Source organism: Kitasatospora sp. NPDC101235 (genome assembly GCF_044767505.1).
Classification (GTDB): domain Bacteria; phylum Actinomycetota; class Actinomycetes; order Streptomycetales; family Streptomycetaceae; genus Kitasatospora.
In genome coordinates this window covers 115,830-130,699 of record NZ_JBIWNZ010000021.1, presented here as the reverse complement: position 1 = coordinate 130,699, position 14,870 = coordinate 115,830, and the positions used below count along the sequence as shown (strand labels likewise).

General features: G+C 72.3%; 12 protein-coding genes. 7 read left to right on the top strand and 5 right to left on the bottom strand.

Annotated features, from left to right (window positions below; genetic code table 11):
• The first annotated feature begins 6 nt into the window (after positions 1 to 6).
• Positions 7 to 993, top strand: a complete 987-nt coding sequence (gene meaB / locus ACIRRH_RS29835) for a methylmalonyl Co-A mutase-associated GTPase MeaB (protein ID WP_403073564.1) — start codon at positions 7 to 9, stop codon at positions 991 to 993.
• A gap of 72 nt (positions 994 to 1,065) precedes the next feature.
• Here the strand turns inward: meaB and ACIRRH_RS29830 are convergent, their stop codons facing one another.
• From ACIRRH_RS29830 to ACIRRH_RS29820, 3 genes are all read right to left on the bottom strand, one after another.
• On the bottom strand, positions 1,066 to 1,758 hold the full coding sequence (locus ACIRRH_RS29830) for a hypothetical protein (RefSeq protein WP_403073562.1): 693 nt from the start codon (positions 1,756 to 1,758) through the stop codon (positions 1,066 to 1,068).
• Positions 1,759 to 2,196: 438 nt separating this feature from the next.
• Positions 2,197 to 3,225 (bottom strand): glycosyltransferase family 2 protein, encoded by a 1,029-nt coding sequence (locus ACIRRH_RS29825; RefSeq protein ID WP_403073560.1) that lies wholly within the window; start codon positions 3,223 to 3,225, stop codon positions 2,197 to 2,199.
• 259 nt (positions 3,226 to 3,484) lie between these two features.
• Entirely contained in the window at positions 3,485 to 4,087 is a 603-nt protein-coding gene (locus ACIRRH_RS29820) for a superoxide dismutase (RefSeq protein ID WP_224280740.1), read from the bottom strand.
• Between the two features lie 163 nt (positions 4,088 to 4,250).
• On the opposite strand from ACIRRH_RS29820, the gene tsaD reads away from it, so the two are divergent.
• The 6 genes from tsaD to ACIRRH_RS29790 all read left to right on the top strand — a co-directional run bounded on the left by tsaD (position 4,251) and on the right by ACIRRH_RS29790 (position 11,641).
• On the top strand, positions 4,251 to 5,303 hold the full coding sequence (tsaD, locus tag ACIRRH_RS29815) for a tRNA (adenosine(37)-N6)-threonylcarbamoyltransferase complex transferase subunit TsaD (protein ID WP_403073558.1): 1,053 nt from the start codon (positions 4,251 to 4,253) through the stop codon (positions 5,301 to 5,303).
• Positions 5,304 to 5,537: 234 nt separating this feature from the next.
• Positions 5,538 to 7,811 carry a M9 family metallopeptidase gene (locus ACIRRH_RS29810; RefSeq protein ID WP_403073556.1) on the top strand — a complete coding sequence of 758 codons (2,274 nt, stop codon included), beginning with the start codon at positions 5,538 to 5,540 and terminating at the stop codon, positions 7,809 to 7,811.
• 582 nt (positions 7,812 to 8,393) lie between these two features.
• Positions 8,394 to 9,407, top strand: a complete 1,014-nt coding sequence (locus tag ACIRRH_RS29805) for a cytochrome P450 (RefSeq protein WP_403073554.1) — start codon at positions 8,394 to 8,396, stop codon at positions 9,405 to 9,407.
• 45 nt (positions 9,408 to 9,452) lie between these two features.
• Positions 9,453 to 10,460, top strand: coding sequence for a JmjC domain-containing protein (locus tag ACIRRH_RS29800; protein WP_403073552.1), 1,008 nt, complete (start codon positions 9,453 to 9,455; stop codon positions 10,458 to 10,460).
• A gap of 227 nt (positions 10,461 to 10,687) precedes the next feature.
• The gene (locus tag ACIRRH_RS29795; RefSeq protein WP_403073621.1) at positions 10,688 to 11,053 is read left to right on the top strand and encodes a DUF6193 family natural product biosynthesis protein; all 366 of its coding nucleotides are present in this window, start codon (positions 10,688 to 10,690) and stop codon (positions 11,051 to 11,053) included.
• An 81-nt stretch (positions 11,054 to 11,134) separates the two neighbouring features.
• Positions 11,135 to 11,641, top strand: coding sequence for a histidine kinase (locus ACIRRH_RS29790; RefSeq protein WP_403073550.1), 507 nt, complete (start codon positions 11,135 to 11,137; stop codon positions 11,639 to 11,641).
• A gap of 61 nt (positions 11,642 to 11,702) precedes the next feature.
• Here the strand turns inward: ACIRRH_RS29790 and ACIRRH_RS29785 are convergent, their stop codons facing one another.
• Positions 11,703 to 14,084 carry an FtsX-like permease family protein gene (locus ACIRRH_RS29785; protein WP_403073549.1) on the bottom strand — a complete coding sequence of 794 codons (2,382 nt, stop codon included), beginning with the start codon at positions 14,082 to 14,084 and terminating at the stop codon, positions 11,703 to 11,705.
• Entirely contained in the window at positions 14,081 to 14,770 is a 690-nt protein-coding gene (locus tag ACIRRH_RS29780) for an ABC transporter ATP-binding protein (RefSeq protein ID WP_403073547.1), read from the bottom strand. Before ACIRRH_RS29780 ends, ACIRRH_RS29785 begins: the two co-directional genes overlap by 4 nt.
• Between the last annotated feature and the right edge of the window lie 100 nt (positions 14,771 to 14,870).

Below are 14,870 nucleotides of genomic sequence, written 5' to 3'. Positions count from 1 at the left end.
GATCGCATGCCTCCGCGGACGATCGACCTCGACAGCTATGTGACGGGTGTGTTGGACGGCTCGCGCGCCTGGATCGCGCGCGCCGTCACCCTCGTCGAGTCCACCCGGCCCGACCACCGCGCGCTCGCGCAGCAGCTGCTCCAGCGGCTGCTGCCGCACGCCGGCGGAGCGGTCCGGGTGGGCATCACGGGGGTGCCCGGAGTGGGCAAGTCGACCTTCATCGACTCCTTCGGCACCATGCTGACCGGCCAGGGCCACCGGGTCGCGGTCCTGGCCGTCGACCCGACGTCCAGCCGGACGGGCGGCTCCATCCTGGGCGACAAGACCCGGATGGAGCGGCTGGCGGTCGACCCTGCCGCGTTCGTCCGGCCGTCCCCGACCTCGGGGACGCTGGGCGGGGTCGCCAAGGCCACCCGGGAGTCCATGGTGGTGATGGAGGCGGCCGGGTACGACGTGGTGCTGATCGAGACGGTCGGTGTCGGGCAGTCCGAGACGGCGGTGGCCGGGATGGTCGACACCTTCCTGCTCCTCAGCCTCGCACGGACCGGCGACCAGTTGCAGGGCATCAAGAAGGGCGTGCTGGAGCTGGCGGACGTCATCGCCGTCAACAAGGCCGACGGCCCGCACGAGACCGATGCGCGCGCTGCGGCCCGCGAACTCGCGGGTGCGCTACGGCTGTTGCAGGCCCCGGACGCGGCGTGGACGCCGCCGGTTCTGACGTGCAGCGGCCGCGACGGCGCCGGCCTGGACGTGCTGTGGGAGCGGTTGCAGCAGCACCGCAAGGTGCTGGACGCCACCGGCGCCCTGGCCGCCAAGCGCCGCGAGCAGCAGGTCGAGTGGACCTGGGCCATGGTCCACGACCAGCTCTACGCCCGCCTCCACGAAAACCCCGAAGTGCAGCAACTGGCCCCCGAGTTGGAGACTCAGGTCCGCGCCGGCACCCTCCCGGCGGGCTTGGCTGCCCAGCAGATCCTGGACGCCTTCTTCGGCTGACCCGGAGTGTGAAGGTCGAGCGCCGCGCCCCACCCCTGCGTGGGGCACGGCGCTTCGTCGGTTGCGGAGTACCTACTCGGCATCGCAGGTCGTGGCCTCGGATCCCGTCGCTTCCGTAGATCTCGTGCCAGTGCTCTCGCTCTTCCTGCCCGCCTCGACGGGGGCGTGGCGCCGCCGCTGAAGCTCATCGCGTTCAACGTCCGGGATCGTCATCGACTCGGCAAGCACGGCGGCGAGCGCGTCCACGTGAGTGTTGTCGATGTCAGCACGGAAGAGCCAGCGGATGCTCTCGTCGCGCGTGATGAGGTCGATCGCCAAGCGCGCGCTTCTGTCCTGCGTTGTCGCTGCTCGGACGTATCGCACCTGGTCGACCGGGATGTCCTGACGGATCTCGCCATGCTCGAGGAAGGCGTTCGTCCTGGCCGTGATGATGCGGCGATCCGTGACGGCTACCAGTGTCTTCGCCGCAGCCTTGTCCATCGCTGCCGCCAGCTTCTCCTTCGCTCCGCCGAGGATCGCGGAAATTGGGCCGAGGGCATCGAGCTGGTCGGAGAAGCCGAGGACACGCAGGGTTTCACCGTCCTCGAGGAACCATCGCAGGACGCGAAGGTACAGCCCGAGATCCAGCGGTTCGGGTGCGCAGACGACGCCCGGAGCCTCCAGCGGAGGGGCCGGCGGACGGAGGGCGTCGGCAAGAGGCACGATCGCCTCCAGCAGACGGGCGGAGATTTCGCGGGCTGCCTTCGAGTCCTTCCGCTTCCCCATCAGTGACTGTGACAGTGTGTCGCGTCCGGGGAGCTCGGCGATGGTTCGCAGCTCACGCGTCAGCGAGTGGACGAGGCCCGTCGTCTCGGCGAGAGCAGAGTCGAGCTCCGCGCGAGTGTCGCGCGCGATGACGTCGACGTACCGTGCCTCGACGGCGTCCTCGCGTCCAGCGGCGCTCGCCCTCCCGGCTCACCGAAGACGACGGCAATCCCTGGGAGCACCTCCGCCAGGACCGTCGATGCCGTCGTTGAGTCGATGTCCGAGTCGGATGTCGGTTTGTCGGCAACAGGTGAGCCGACGGTATTGCCCCGACCGTTCTCCTCAGGCTCGGCGGTCCCCGTCGAGTCCGAAGGGTCCTGCATGCGGTCTCCTCCCCGCAAGACGCGCAACGGCCGGACGTCGTCGGCGTTCATGGCCGAAGTCTACGGCTCGGCGTGTTCAGCGACGGATGGCCTTGCGGGTGCGGCGGGCGAGGCTGTGGGCGCGTTGGACGGCGACGAAGCTCTGCATGGAGTCGGCCAGGGTGAGCCGGTACTTGAGGCGCAACTGGGGGCTGAGGCCGGCCTGCGCCTCGGGGCCGATGGCCCGGAGGAGGCGGGTGACGTGCTGCTGGTAGGCGGCGCGGTAGGCGCGGTCGCCGTCGGGGACGGTCCAGAAGAACATCGGGATCTCCTCGACCAGGCAGTTGCGGTCGTAGGCCCGCAGGTGCTCGGCGAAGGCGGGCTCGGGGCGGGCGAGCAGCCACTCGCGGACGAGTTCCATGGAGCGGACGCGGTCGACCAGGCCGCGCGGGTCGGTCTTCTTCTGGGTGATGGACAGGTTGCCGTCCTCTCGCACGCGCCAGTGGTAGATCGGGTCGGCGAGTACGTCGACCCGCTCGGCGAGGAAGTGGTGGGGCACGCTGACCGGGGCGTCCTCGTACAGGATTCCCTCGGGGTACAGCAGGCCGGCCGCGTCGAAGAAGGAGCGCCGGTAGACCTTGTTCCAGGCGGTGCGGTCGGTGGCCAGGGCAGGCAGTTCGCTGACGTGGGTGCGCAGCCGGGTCTCGCGGAACGGGCGGCGGTGGGCGTGCGAGGGGCTGAGGCCGGTGGTGCGCAGCCGCAGGGCGTTGCCGGCGGCGAAGTCGGAGCCGGTGTCACCCAGGGTGCTGATCATCAGCTGGTAGGCGTGCGGCGGCAGGGTGTCGTCGCTGTCGACGAAGGCCAGGTACTCGGTTCCGGGGGTGAGGTGGCGCAAGCCGGTGTTGCGGGCGGCGCCGAGGCCCTGGTTCTCCTGCTGGACCAGCCGGAAGCGCCGGTCCCGGGCGGCGTACGCCTTGGCGATGGCCGGGCCGTCGTCGGTCGAGCCGTCGTCGACCATGACGCACTCGAAGTCCCCGAAGGTCTGCGCCGCGATCGAGTCCAGGCACTCCTGGAGGTAGCGCTCGACGTTGTGGATCGGGACGACGAGGGACAGACGCGGGGCCATCGGGCGCCCTTTCGCTCAGGAGCGGACGGGCCGGGAGGCCGTTGCCGGCCGGTCACCGGTGGTGGTCCGAGCGAGCGTAGGGAGGGCACGCGACCGGCAGGCGAACGGTGGGTGGCGTCCAGCCTGCGGCGGGGTGCATCGGCTGTGTCCGGCGTCAACTCCCGCGACGGACAACCCCGATGAGGGAAGGGAAGGGCCCCGGACCGCCCGACCGGTCCGGGGCCCTGCGTCACGCGACGCGTATCAGCGGATCAGCTGATCAGGCGCTCTTGACGGCCGCGAAGCGGTCCGACACGTCCTGCCAGTTGACGACGTCCCACAGGCGGGTGACGTAGTCCGGGCGGACGTTGCGGTACTGGAGGTAGTAGGCGTGCTCCCACGCGTCGAAGGCCAGCAGCGGGGTGGTGTTCTGGCCGACGTTGCCGTGGTGGTCGTAGACCTGCTCGACGATCAGGCGCTGACCGAGCGGCTCCCAGGACAGGATGCCCCAGCCGGAGCCCTGCACGCCGGTGGTGGCGTTGGTGAGCTGCTTCTTGAAGGCCTCGAAGCTGCCGAAGTGCTCGGTGATGGCGTCGGCCAGCTCACCCTCGGGGCGGTCGCCGCCCTCGGGCGAGAGGTTCTGCCAGAACAGCGAGTGCAGCACGTGGCCCGACAGGTGGAAGGCGAAGGTCTTCTGCAGGCCGACCAGGCCGCCGAACTGCTCCTTGTCGCGGGCCTCGGCCAGCTGGTCCAGGGTGTCGTTGGCGCCCTTGACGTACGCGGCGTGGTGCTTGGAGTGGTGCAGCTCCAGGATCTCGGCCGACATCGCCCGCTCCAGCGCGGAGTAGTCGTACGGCAGGTCGGGAAGCGTGTAGGTGCCCATCAGGACACGGCCCCTTTCGGCGGGTTGAACGGTGGTGATCGTGCCGGGACAACACTATTGCGTATCAGTTGCAAGAACGAAGCATGGGCTCCTGCTTATTCCTCACGCCCCGTCGGGCACAATGGTCACCGTTCCGCGTAATGACCGACAAGGGTGAGTGGCTGTGACAGGGTCGCCGGTGGTGCTGGGCATCGAGTCCTCCTGCGACGAAACCGGCGTGGGCCTGGTGCGCGACGGCGTGCTGCTCGGGCAGGCGGTGGCCTCGTCGATGGACGAACACGCCCGCTACGGCGGGGTGGTGCCCGAGATCGCCGCGCGGGCGCACGTGCACGCGATGGCGCCGGCGGTCCGGGAGGCCCTGGACCGGGCCGGGCTCACCCTGGAGGACGTCGGCGCGGTCGCGGTGACCACCGGCCCGGGGCTGGCCGGGGCCCTGCAGGTGGGCGTGGCCGCCGCCAAGGGGTACGCCTTCTCGCTCGGCGTCCCGCTGTACGGCGTGCACCACCTCGCCGGGCACGTCGCCGCCGCCACCCTGGACGGCGGGCCGCTGCCCGACCCCTGCGTGGTGCTCATCGTCTCCGGCGGCCACACCTCGCTGCTGCTGGTGCGCGACCTGGCCCGCGACCCGATCGTCCACCTCGGCGACACCCTGGACGACGCGGCCGGCGAGTGCTTCGACAAGGTCGCCCGGATCCTGGGGCTCCCCTACCCGGGCGGCCCGGCGATCGACCGCGCCGCACGTGACGGCGACCCGACGGCCGTCCGGCTGCCCCGGCCGCTGACCGGGCCGCAGGACGACCCGTACGCGTTCTCCTTCTCCGGCCTGAAGACCGCCGCCGCCCGCTGGGTCGAGGCGCAGCGCGAGCCGCACGTGCCGGACGCGGCGGCCGCGCTGCAGGAGGCGATCGCGGACGTGCTGACCCGCAAGGCGGTGCGGGCCTGCGTCGACCACGGGATCGGCACCCTGGTGGTGGTCGGCGGGGTCGCGGCCAACTCCCGGGTGCGGGCACTGGCCGAGCAGCGGTGCGCGGCGGCCGGGATCGTGCTGCGGGTGCCGCCGCTACGGCTGTGCACCGACAACGGCGCGATGGTGGCGGCGGTCGGTGACCTGCTGGTCCGCGCGGGCGCGGAGCCGGCCCCGGCCGACCTGTCGGTGGATCCGTCGGCGCCGCTGGAGTTCGCGGCGCTCACCCCCCGGCCGCTCGCACGGGCCTGACACTCGTACGGCTCCCAGGCCCGTACGGACCTGACGCTCATACGGTTCCGGGACCCACGCGGACCTGACACGCGTGCGGACCTGACAACGTTTCGGTCTCGCCGACCGGCAATCCGTTCCCGGCCCTTCCCTCCACGTTCTCCTGTGTGCCATTTTACATGTCACACAGCAAGGCCCGTGCGCCCCACGCAGCGCGGCCGCCCCCACCCACAACGGCCCCGGAGGCCCCCACAGATGCGTCCCTCCCGGATAGCGAAGGACAGCGCGCGCAGACTCCCTGCACTCGGCGCCGCCCTCTTCCTCGCCCTCGGCCTGTTCGCGCCGCAGGCGAGCGCCGCCGACACCGCCGCCGCGTCGGCCGGCAAGGCGACCGCGCCGGCCGGCAAGCCCGCCGCGCCGCGCACGATCCCCGTGCCCAAGTCCCCCGACACCCCCAAGGACGCCCGCCCGCTCGTCTCGGACCCGCAGGCCAAGGCCACCGCCCCGACGGCGGGCAGCACCGTCGGCGCCGCCAAGTCGGCGCGGGCGCTCACGGCCGCCTGCGACGTCTCCGCCTTCACCGGCAAGTCCGGTGCCGCGCTGGTCCAGCAGGTCAAGGCCTCCGGGCTCGACTGCGTCAACTCCCTGTTCCAGCTCACCGGCAACGACGCCAAGGGTGCCTTCAACGAGGCCCAGATGGTCACCGTCGCCAACGCCCTGCGCGACACCTCCGCCACCTACCCCGGTGACAACTCCACCTCGGCCGGGCAGCTGGTGCTCTTCCTGCGCGCCGGCTACTACGTCCAGTGGTACAACGCGGACGCCGTGGGCCCGTACGGCGACAGCCTCAAGACCGCCATCCGCGGTGCGCTGGACGCCTTCTACGCCGCCCCGCGCACCAGGGACATCAGCGACGCCAACGGCGCCACCCTCGCCGAGGCCGTCACCCTGATCGACAGCGCCCAGGAGAACGCCCGCTACACCGGCGTCGTCAAGCGGCTGCTGAACGACTACACCGGCAACTGGCCCGCCGCGATGACCACCGCGGTGGCCAACACGGAGACGGTCATCGAGCGCGGCTTCGACCTGCCGGAGTTCGTCACCGCCCTCCAGGCCGACCCCACCTTCGCCACCACCGTGTCGTCCTTCGTCACCCGCAACAGCAGCCTGATCAACGGCGGCGACCTGGTGACCAAGATCGGCATCCAGCTCGGCAACCTGGTCGCCAGCGACGCTCTGCGCCCCCAGGGCCGGCCGATCCTCAAGGACCTGATCAACCGCTACCCGCTGGTCGGCAACACCGGTCCGCTCACCATGAACCTGCTCTGGTTCACGGAGAAGAAGGACGAGGGCAACTGTTCCCTCTACGGCACCTGTGACGTGCCGGCCAAGCTCGTCCCGCTGGTGCTCACCGTCGACCACACCTGCAACGCCAACCTGCGCATCCGCGCCCAGGACATGACCGCGCAGCAGCTCGCCGACACCTGCACCAGCCTGATCAACCAGGACGCGTTCTTCCACAAGATCGTCAAGGACAACGGTCCGGTCGCCAACGACAACAACACCAACCTCGAGGTCGTCGTCTTCGACGACTACTACAACTACAGCCTGTACGCCTGGGAGATGTACAAGATCGAGGTCGACAACGGCGGCATGTACGAGGAGGGCAACCCGGCCACGGTCGGCAACCAGGCCCGCTTCATCGCCCACGAGGCCTCCTGGCTGCGCCCCGAGTTCCAGATCTGGAACCTCAACCACGAGTACACCCACTACCTCGACGGCCGCTACGACATGTACGGCGACTTCGAGGCCGGCATGACCACCCCGACCATCTGGTGGGTCGAGGGCCTCGCCGAGTACGTCTCCTACAGCTACCGCGGCGCCCACTACGACGACGCGATCGCCCAGGCCGGCAAGGGCACCTACGCCCTGAGCACCCTGTTCGACACCACCTACGAGAACTCGAACTCCACCCGGACCTACAACTGGGGCTACCTGGCCGTCCGCTACATGCTCCAGTCGCACCCGGACGACGTCAACGCGGTGCTCGCCAAGTACCGCGCCGGCGACTGGAACGGCGCCCGCACCATCCTGAAGACCACCATCGGCACCAAGTACGACGCCGACTTCGCCACCTGGCTGAAGGCCTGCGCCGCCGACAACTGCGGCTCGCTGCCCACCGAGCAGCCCAAGGCCCCGCTCTGCACCTCCGCCGACACCCGGCAGTACGACAAGAACTGCCGCCGGGACAACGTCGCCGCCACCACCGGGAACTACAGCTACAACTTCCTGTACCTGCCTGCCGGTGTGAAGCAGCTGACCGTCACCACCAGCGGCGGCACCGGCAACGCCGACCTGTACTACAACGGCGGCGCCTGGGCCACCACCGGCTCGTACCTGGCCAAGTCCACCACCGGCGGCAACGGTGAGACCCTCACCATCAACAACCCGCCGTCCGGCTGGGTGTACTTCAGCCTCTACGCGCAGCAGGGCTTCGACGGCGTGACGGTCACCACGACCTACAACTGATCACATGACCGGCAACTGACCGACCGCGCCGTACCCGTCGTACGCGCAGCAGGGCCCCGCGGCATCGCGGGGCCCTTTCGCGTTCCCGTTCCGGGCCCCCACCGTGGATTTCCAGGGGTTATAACGATTCGACCACCGAATAAGCCGCTAACAAGGCAAAGAGATCGCATAATTCTCTGCCGACGGGGTGTCCGAGCGGCGAACCTTCGGTTATGGTCCATGACAGATGAACCCGTTCGGCCCCCGGCGACGGAATGTCGAACATCCCCGACGGCCCGGGTGCGGCATTCTCGCCGCTCCCGAAAACCCCCGGAATGGAGAGTAGTCATGAAGATGATCAAGGCGCTCGTCAAGAAGTTCAAGAAGGACGAGGACCTCGCGAACCACGCGTGGATTCTGCACGTCATCTGACGTGCTCAGCCGCCGGCGGGGGCTTGGGTCGGCCACGCCCCCGCCGGCGCGGCGACCTGCCCGGACCTCCTCGGGCGGCGCCGCTCCGACAACATTTCCCCGCCATTTCGAAATGGAGACCGGATTCCCGTGGAAGAAATGGCTCCGACAAAGTCTCGCAGCCATTCCATCGTGTTCGCGCCGAGAATTCAGGAGCTACTGGACAGGGACGAGAAGGTGTTCCGGATCGACCCGACCAAGGTCGGTGTCGCGGACTCCCGGCTGATGGCCGAAATCGTCGCCGCACGCCCCGTTCTTTCCAGCGAGCGATCGGTCTACAAACCCGCCGCCGGCTCCGACATCCCCCACGACAGCGCGACCAGGACCATCCGCGCACTGGGGCGGGACGCCATGGCGGGCATCCGGAAGCCACCGCCCCCGGCCCGCGGGATGGCCGGCCCCTGGCCCTACGCCGGCACCTCCCACCTGCGCCGCTGGCTGTTCTCCACCGACCCGCTGCCGGTCTCCCTGCTGTCGAAGCGCGGCGTCACCCGCTCCGACACCCTCTCCCGGCTCGTCGACCGCGCCGTCACCCGCTGGCCCGGTTCCGCCGGCCAGGACGGGTGCACCGCACTGGCCGGGCTGATCCGCGGCGCCGACGACCCGGTGGAGCGCAAGCAGGCCATCGCGATGTACCGGCGGGCGACGGCCACCCTCTGCGACGGCGTGGCCGCACTGACCGGCAACGCGCTGTGGCTCATGGGCCCGGAGCGGGACCGGCCGGAGAACCGCGCGAACCTCACCGCGGTCCTCTGGGAGACGCTGCGGCTGCTCCCGCCCGCCTGGATGCTGTACCGCAACGGCGGCGCGGCGTACACCGAACTGCACCCCGAGATCCGGCCCGAGGACGACGTCGCGCTGTTCCCGCTGCTGATGCACCGACACCCCGACTACTGGTCCGACCCGCTGGAGTTCCGCCCCGAGCGCTGGGACGGCGTCGCGGACCCGGAGAAGGCGCCCGCGTTCATGCCGTTCGGTTTCGACGGCGCCCGCTGCTGGGCCAAGCACCTGGTCGTACCGCTGGCCGAGCGCCTGCTGACCGTCGCCCTGGACAACCGGCTGGTCGTCCGCAGCCCGCAGCAGGAGGCGCAGGTTCCGCTGCGCTCCCTGCTCTCCGTACGGTTCACGGCGCAGGTCGGAACCTGACGCCTCGACGCCCCGGAACACCCCTGACACCACGGGACACACACCATGGAATCGCCCACACTGGCCGACTGGGTCGGCGACGTCCGGAGCTTCACCGGCCGCCAGTGGCAGCGCGAGCCCGCGCTCTTCACCCCGGAGGCCCTCGCCCCGCCGTTCGACCTCGACGAGCTGGACGCCGCCTTCGACAGCGGCCTGCTGCGCACCCCCTACCTGGAGATGGTCCGCTCCGACAAGGTCACCATCCCGCCCGAGTCCTTCACCACCTCGCGCGTGGTCAACGGCACGACGCACCACGGCTTCGCGGACCGCGCGAAGGTGCTCGCCCTGCTGCGCCGCGGGGCGACGCTGCTGCTGCGCTGCGTCGACCAGTGGCACCGCCCGACCGGCGAGGTGGTGGCCCGGCTGTCCGAGGAACTGGACCGGCGGGTGGAGGCCTTCTTCTTCGTCACCCCGGCCGGCGGCCAGGGCCTCGCGGTGCACCGCGACGACGCCGACGTGTTCGTCCTCCAGGCCGCCGGGCGCAAGACCTGGTACGTCCACGACGCACCGGCGGCGGCGGACTGGCGGCTCGGCGAACTCCCGGACGACGAACGCTCCCCGCTGCGGCTGCACGGCGTCCTCGAACCCGGCGGTGTGCTCTACGTCCCGCGCGGCTTCGCGCACCGCGCGGTCGGCGCCGGGGGCCTGTCCGCCCACCTGTCGCTGACCGTCCGCGACCTCTCCGTCCAGGACCTGCGCGGAGCCCTGGAACGGCAGTTGACCGAAGACCTCGGCCTGCCCGCGCGCCCGCTCGGCGAGGCCGCGATCAACGACGCCTGCGCCGCCCTGCTCGACCACGCCCGGGCGAGGCTGGAGGCGCTCCGGCCGGAGGACCTCCTGCACGCCGCGCGAGCCGCCCGGGTCGGCCCGCCGATCGCCCCTGCTCCGCCGCAGACCCTCGCCGAGGCGGCCCGGTCCTGGGAGTCCGGTGCGCCCGCCGCCGGCCCCTCCGGGCCGCCCTCCCTCGGCCGCACCTGGCGCAAGCTGCGCGGCGCGGCGCGCGTCAGGGCCTGACGGACCATCGGGTTCGCCCCCGTCGCAATGTGCCACAAATCCTGCACGGAGGCGCCGAGTTGGTGACCGTCGAGCACCGGGGGTCTGCGATGCCCGTTTCCCGGGAGGCAGTAAGGCAGACTGCTCGACATTCGATCCGATGATCAGATGGACATGCCAGCCAAGCCCGTCCTGCCGGACACGGCCGCCGCCCGGGCGATCGGGCCCGAGACCGCGGTGGAAGCCCGCTGGGAAAGCTCGTCCTGAACTGGGAGGGGCTCGCACGGGAGCACGAGCACGGCCCCGGCAGCCACAACGACGGCCTGGTCCGCCTGCTCAGGGCCGCCCGCGCCGAACCCCGGCTGCGCCGGCTGTTTCCCTGGACCAGCCACTACAACCTGCACTTCAGCCTGTCGACCACGCAGCCCTGGGCCGACCAGGGCCTCCCGAACGCCCATCCTCAGGAAGGCGGCAGCTACCTCGTCGGCCGGTGGCACGAATCCGGCGAGCGCGTCACCGCGGCCACCCCGGAGGAGGCCGTCGCCCTGCTGGTCGAGCGCCTCCCGGCGGATCTCGGACCGGTGTTCAACCGCCCTGAGGACGAGACCTCCTGAGACCGCCGCGGTGGCAGCCGCCTGCGCCGCGCGCCACGATGGAAGCCCGGCCACCACCGGCCCCGGCCCGATCGGAGTGCGATGAGCGACCAGCACAACGTCGTCCTGCTGACCTTCCCCGACACCGCGGCCTGGCGCCCGGCCTTCGACGAGGCGCAGCGCCTGCCGGGCCTGCGGTTCGCGGCGGCCCTGGAGCGCAGCGCCGACGGCCTGCTGGAGGCGAAGGACACCTTCGGCCGGGGCGCGGGCGTGGCGACCGTCGGCTCGGGCCTGCTGGGCGGCCTGGTGGGGCTGCTGGGCGGGCCGATGGGCGCGTTCCTCGGCTTCGCGGCGGGCGCGGCGCTGGGCAGCGCGGCCGAGGAGCACTACGCGAGCGAGGCCGGCGCCGCACTGATCGTGATCTCGCCCCGGGTGCCGGATGGCGGGTCGCTGCTGGCCCTGGAGGTGCGGGAGGCCTCGCCGGCCCCGGCGGACGAGCTGGCCGCCCGGCACGGGGCGTCGGTCGAGCGGATCGACGAGCACACCTTCACCGAGCAGGTCCGGGCGGCCGAGAAACGTGCGGAGGAGCAGACGGACCAGGGCTCCTGAGCCCACGCGGGGCGGGCGGGGTGTGCGCCCGCCCCGCCCGCCCGCGCAGGCCCCGCCGCCGTCACTCCGCCCGCAGCGCGTCCACCGCCCGCGCCCGCGCCGCCCGTACGGCCGGGAGCAGGGCGCCGAGCAGGGCGATCAGCACGCCGCCGAGGCCGAGCAGGACCAGCACCGGGGTGCCGAAGACGTCCAGCGCGGAGGCCGGGAAGTTCAGCCCGGCACTGTGGCCCATCGCGGGCACCGTCACACCGTGCAGCAGCAGGCCCACCGGCAGGCCGATCGCGCCGCCGACGGCCCCGACCACGAGCACCGAGGCGAGCACCACGCCCACGGTCTGCGCCGGGGTCATGCCGAGCGCCTTGGTGACGCCCATGTCCCGGGTGCGCTCGCGGATCTCCAGGACGACGGTGTTGAACACCCCGAGCCCGGCGACCACGAGCAGCAGCACGGTCAGGGTGGCGGTGAGCGAGTTCAGCGCGGCGATCGAGTCGCTGGAGCCGTGCGGCCCCCCGGTGTCGGCGGTCATGTGCGCCGGGGCGAGCGCGGCGGTGACGGCGGTGGCGTACCCGGCGCGGTCGGCGCCCGGCTTCAGCCTGACGGTCCAGAAGTCCGGCCTCGGGGCCGTTCCGGGCGGGTAGCCGGCGGCGTCGGTGAACAGCTCGTTGGTCTGCATGTGCGGGTCGAAGACCTCGCCGACGATCCGGACGGTGACCGCCCGGCCGTGGGTCGTGAAGGTCACCTGGTCGCCGAGCCCGACCGAGGCCTCGGTGAGGAAGGTGGCCGGGGCGACGGCCTCGCCCGGGCCCCGGTACCAGCGCCCGGTGACCATCTTGTAGCCCGCCCAGGACGAGTCACCGTCGAAGGCGGTCACCGTGGTGCTGCCCGCCACCCCGGGGACGGTGACGTCCTCGGTGCCGGCGCCGAAGTACGCGGCGGTGCCCGGCTGGGCGTCCAGCGCGGCGGTGACGACGGCCCGGTCGGCCGGGACGGGCCTGGCCACCGGCATCGCCCCGGGCGGGCCGTCCGGGCGCATCGGGTACACCACGAGATCCCCGGCGTCGCGCGTCTTCGCCCCCTGCACCCAGCTCATCGTCCCGCCCATGCCCACCGCGAAGACGGCGGCCGCCGTGCCGAACAGCACCGCCGCGAGCATTCCGGCCGCGCGGGCCGGGCGGCCGAAGGGCTGGGCGAGGCCCAGGCTCAGCGGCCGGGGCAGCGGCAGCCGGGCGGCCAGCGCGGCGGCTCGGCGGGCGACCGCGTCGCGTCGGCTGCCGCCCGCCGTACGGCCGACGGCGAGCGCGTCCACGGTGCGCAGCCGGCCGGCCCGGGCGGCGGCCGCCCAGGCGACCAGCGCGACGGCGGTCAGGGTGCCGCCGGCCACCGCGACGTCCACCCAGGGGGCGAGGCCGGAGGTGGTGGTGCCGTAGAGCGAGCCGGTGGTGGCGAGCACCGGGATGGTCAGCGCGTTGCCGGCGACGACCCCGAGCAGGGTGCCGACGGTGGCCGGGATCAGCGCCTGGGCGACGTACGCCCGCACCACCTGGGCGGGGGTGCAGCCGAGCGCCTTGAGCACGCCGATCCGCCGGGTGGCGGTGCCGACCGCGCCGGCCACCACGTTCCCCGCCACCAGCACCGACATCGCCATCCCGAGCAGGCCGAAGGCGACCATGAAGGGCAGGAACAGCGCGGTGTTGCGGTCCGAGCCCTGCTTGGCGGTGAGCCAGGACTGGGCGCCGGTGAGCGACCCGGCGGGGGCGGTGGCCGCGACGGCGGCCCGGTCGGTGTCCATCGCGGCGGTGCTGCCGGCGTCGGCGAACCGGTAGAGCATCTCGTAGCCGGGGGTGCTGCCGGGCGCCGTCAGCGCGGTCAGGGCGTCGGGCGTCACCCAGGCGTCGGCGGTGCGGCTGACGGACCGGGCGAAGCCGACGACGGTGAGTGTCGGCGCGCCCGGCAGGGCGGGCAGGCGCAGCGTTTCGCCGATCTCGCTGACCGGGCTGCCGTACGCGGTGGCCAGCACCACCTCGCCCGGCCCGTTCGGCCAACTACCGCGCAGCAGCTCGACGTTGTCGACTCCTCCAGCGGGATCGGCGCGGCCGGCCACCGACATCGGTTCCATCGCCGCCCCGACCGGGACGTTCGCCCCGGGGCCGGGCTCGGGGTCGACGATGACGGTGCGGAAGGGGCCCGCGGCGGCCGTCACCCCGGGGGCGTGCGCAGTGGCGGCGAGCTGGTCGGCGCCCGCCCGGGTGCCGTCGAAGCGCGCGGTGAGGTGGGCGCCGCGCTGGCCGTCGAAGGCCCGGTCGAAGGGGTCCTGGGAGGCGACCAGCAGCGAGCCGCCGAGGACGGAGCAGGTGGTGGCCACCAGCGCAGCGAGTCCGACCGCGACGGTCTGCGTCCGACGCCTGCGCACCCCTGCCCGCACCACCCTCCCGAGCGCGGTCATGCCGCCACCGCCGAGTCCGCCTCGACCCGGCCGTCCCGCATCCGGACCGTGCGGGTGGCGCAGTCCTCGGCCAGCGTCAGGTCGTGGGTGACGATCAGGACGGTCTGCCCGTCCTCGTGCAGTTCGCGGAACAGCTCCTTGACGTCCTCGCCGGAGGCGGAGTCCAGCGCACCGGTCGGTTCGTCCGCCAGCAGCAGCGTCGGCCGGTTCATCAACGCCCGCGCCACCGCGACGCGTTGGCGCTCGCCGCCGGAGAGCCGGCCCGGGTGGGCGCGGGCGTGCCGGTCGATGCCGAGCGATTCCAGCAGCTCGCCGGCCCGGCGCCGGGCCTCGGCGCGCGGGACGCCGGCCAGTTCGCCGGCCAGCACCACGTTGTCGGCCACGGAGAGGTCGTCCAGCAGATTGAAGAACTGGAACACCATGCCGATGGTGCCGCGCCGGTAGCGGGCCGAGGCCGCCTCGCCGAGCCGGTCCACCCGCACCCCGGCGACGGTGACCGTCCCGGCACTCGGCCGGTCGAGCCCCGCGACCAGGTTCAGCAAGGTGGACTTCCCGCTGCCGGAGGGGCCGAGCACGGCCACCGACTCCCCCGCCCGCACGCTCAGCGTGACCCCGTCCAGCGCCGCCCGGGCACCCTCGTAGCGGCGGCTCACCCCGCTCAGTTCGATCACCGGTTCGCTGCTCATGACCCCACTCCTCGTCGCTACCTGCCTGGTGACGGGGACGAAGGTACGAACGGGCGGCCAGCTCCCGCATCCGCCGCCCGCGGCACGTTCCGTACCGCGT

Excerpts from the sequence above, each read along its gene's own strand:
- meaB (WP_403073564.1), top strand. The coding sequence starts at position 7 with ATGCCTCCGCGGACGATCGACCTCGACAGCTATGTGACGGGTGTGTTG.
- ACIRRH_RS29830 (WP_403073562.1), bottom strand. The coding sequence starts at position 1,758 with ATGGGGAAGCGGAAGGACTCGAAGGCAGCCCGCGAAATCTCCGCCCGT.
- ACIRRH_RS29825 (WP_403073560.1), bottom strand. The coding sequence starts at position 3,225 with ATGGCCCCGCGTCTGTCCCTCGTCGTCCCGATCCACAACGTCGAGCGC.
- ACIRRH_RS29820 (WP_224280740.1), bottom strand. The coding sequence starts at position 4,087 with ATGGGCACCTACACGCTTCCCGACCTGCCGTACGACTACTCCGCGCTG.
- ACIRRH_RS29810 (WP_403073556.1), top strand. The coding sequence starts at position 5,538 with ATGCGTCCCTCCCGGATAGCGAAGGACAGCGCGCGCAGACTCCCTGCA.
- ACIRRH_RS29800 (WP_403073552.1), top strand. The coding sequence starts at position 9,453 with ATGGAATCGCCCACACTGGCCGACTGGGTCGGCGACGTCCGGAGCTTC.
- ACIRRH_RS29790 (WP_403073550.1), top strand. The coding sequence starts at position 11,135 with ATGAGCGACCAGCACAACGTCGTCCTGCTGACCTTCCCCGACACCGCG.
- ACIRRH_RS29785 (WP_403073549.1), bottom strand. The coding sequence starts at position 14,084 with ATGACCGCGCTCGGGAGGGTGGTGCGGGCAGGGGTGCGCAGGCGTCGG.
- ACIRRH_RS29780 (WP_403073547.1), bottom strand. The coding sequence starts at position 14,770 with ATGAGCAGCGAACCGGTGATCGAACTGAGCGGGGTGAGCCGCCGCTAC.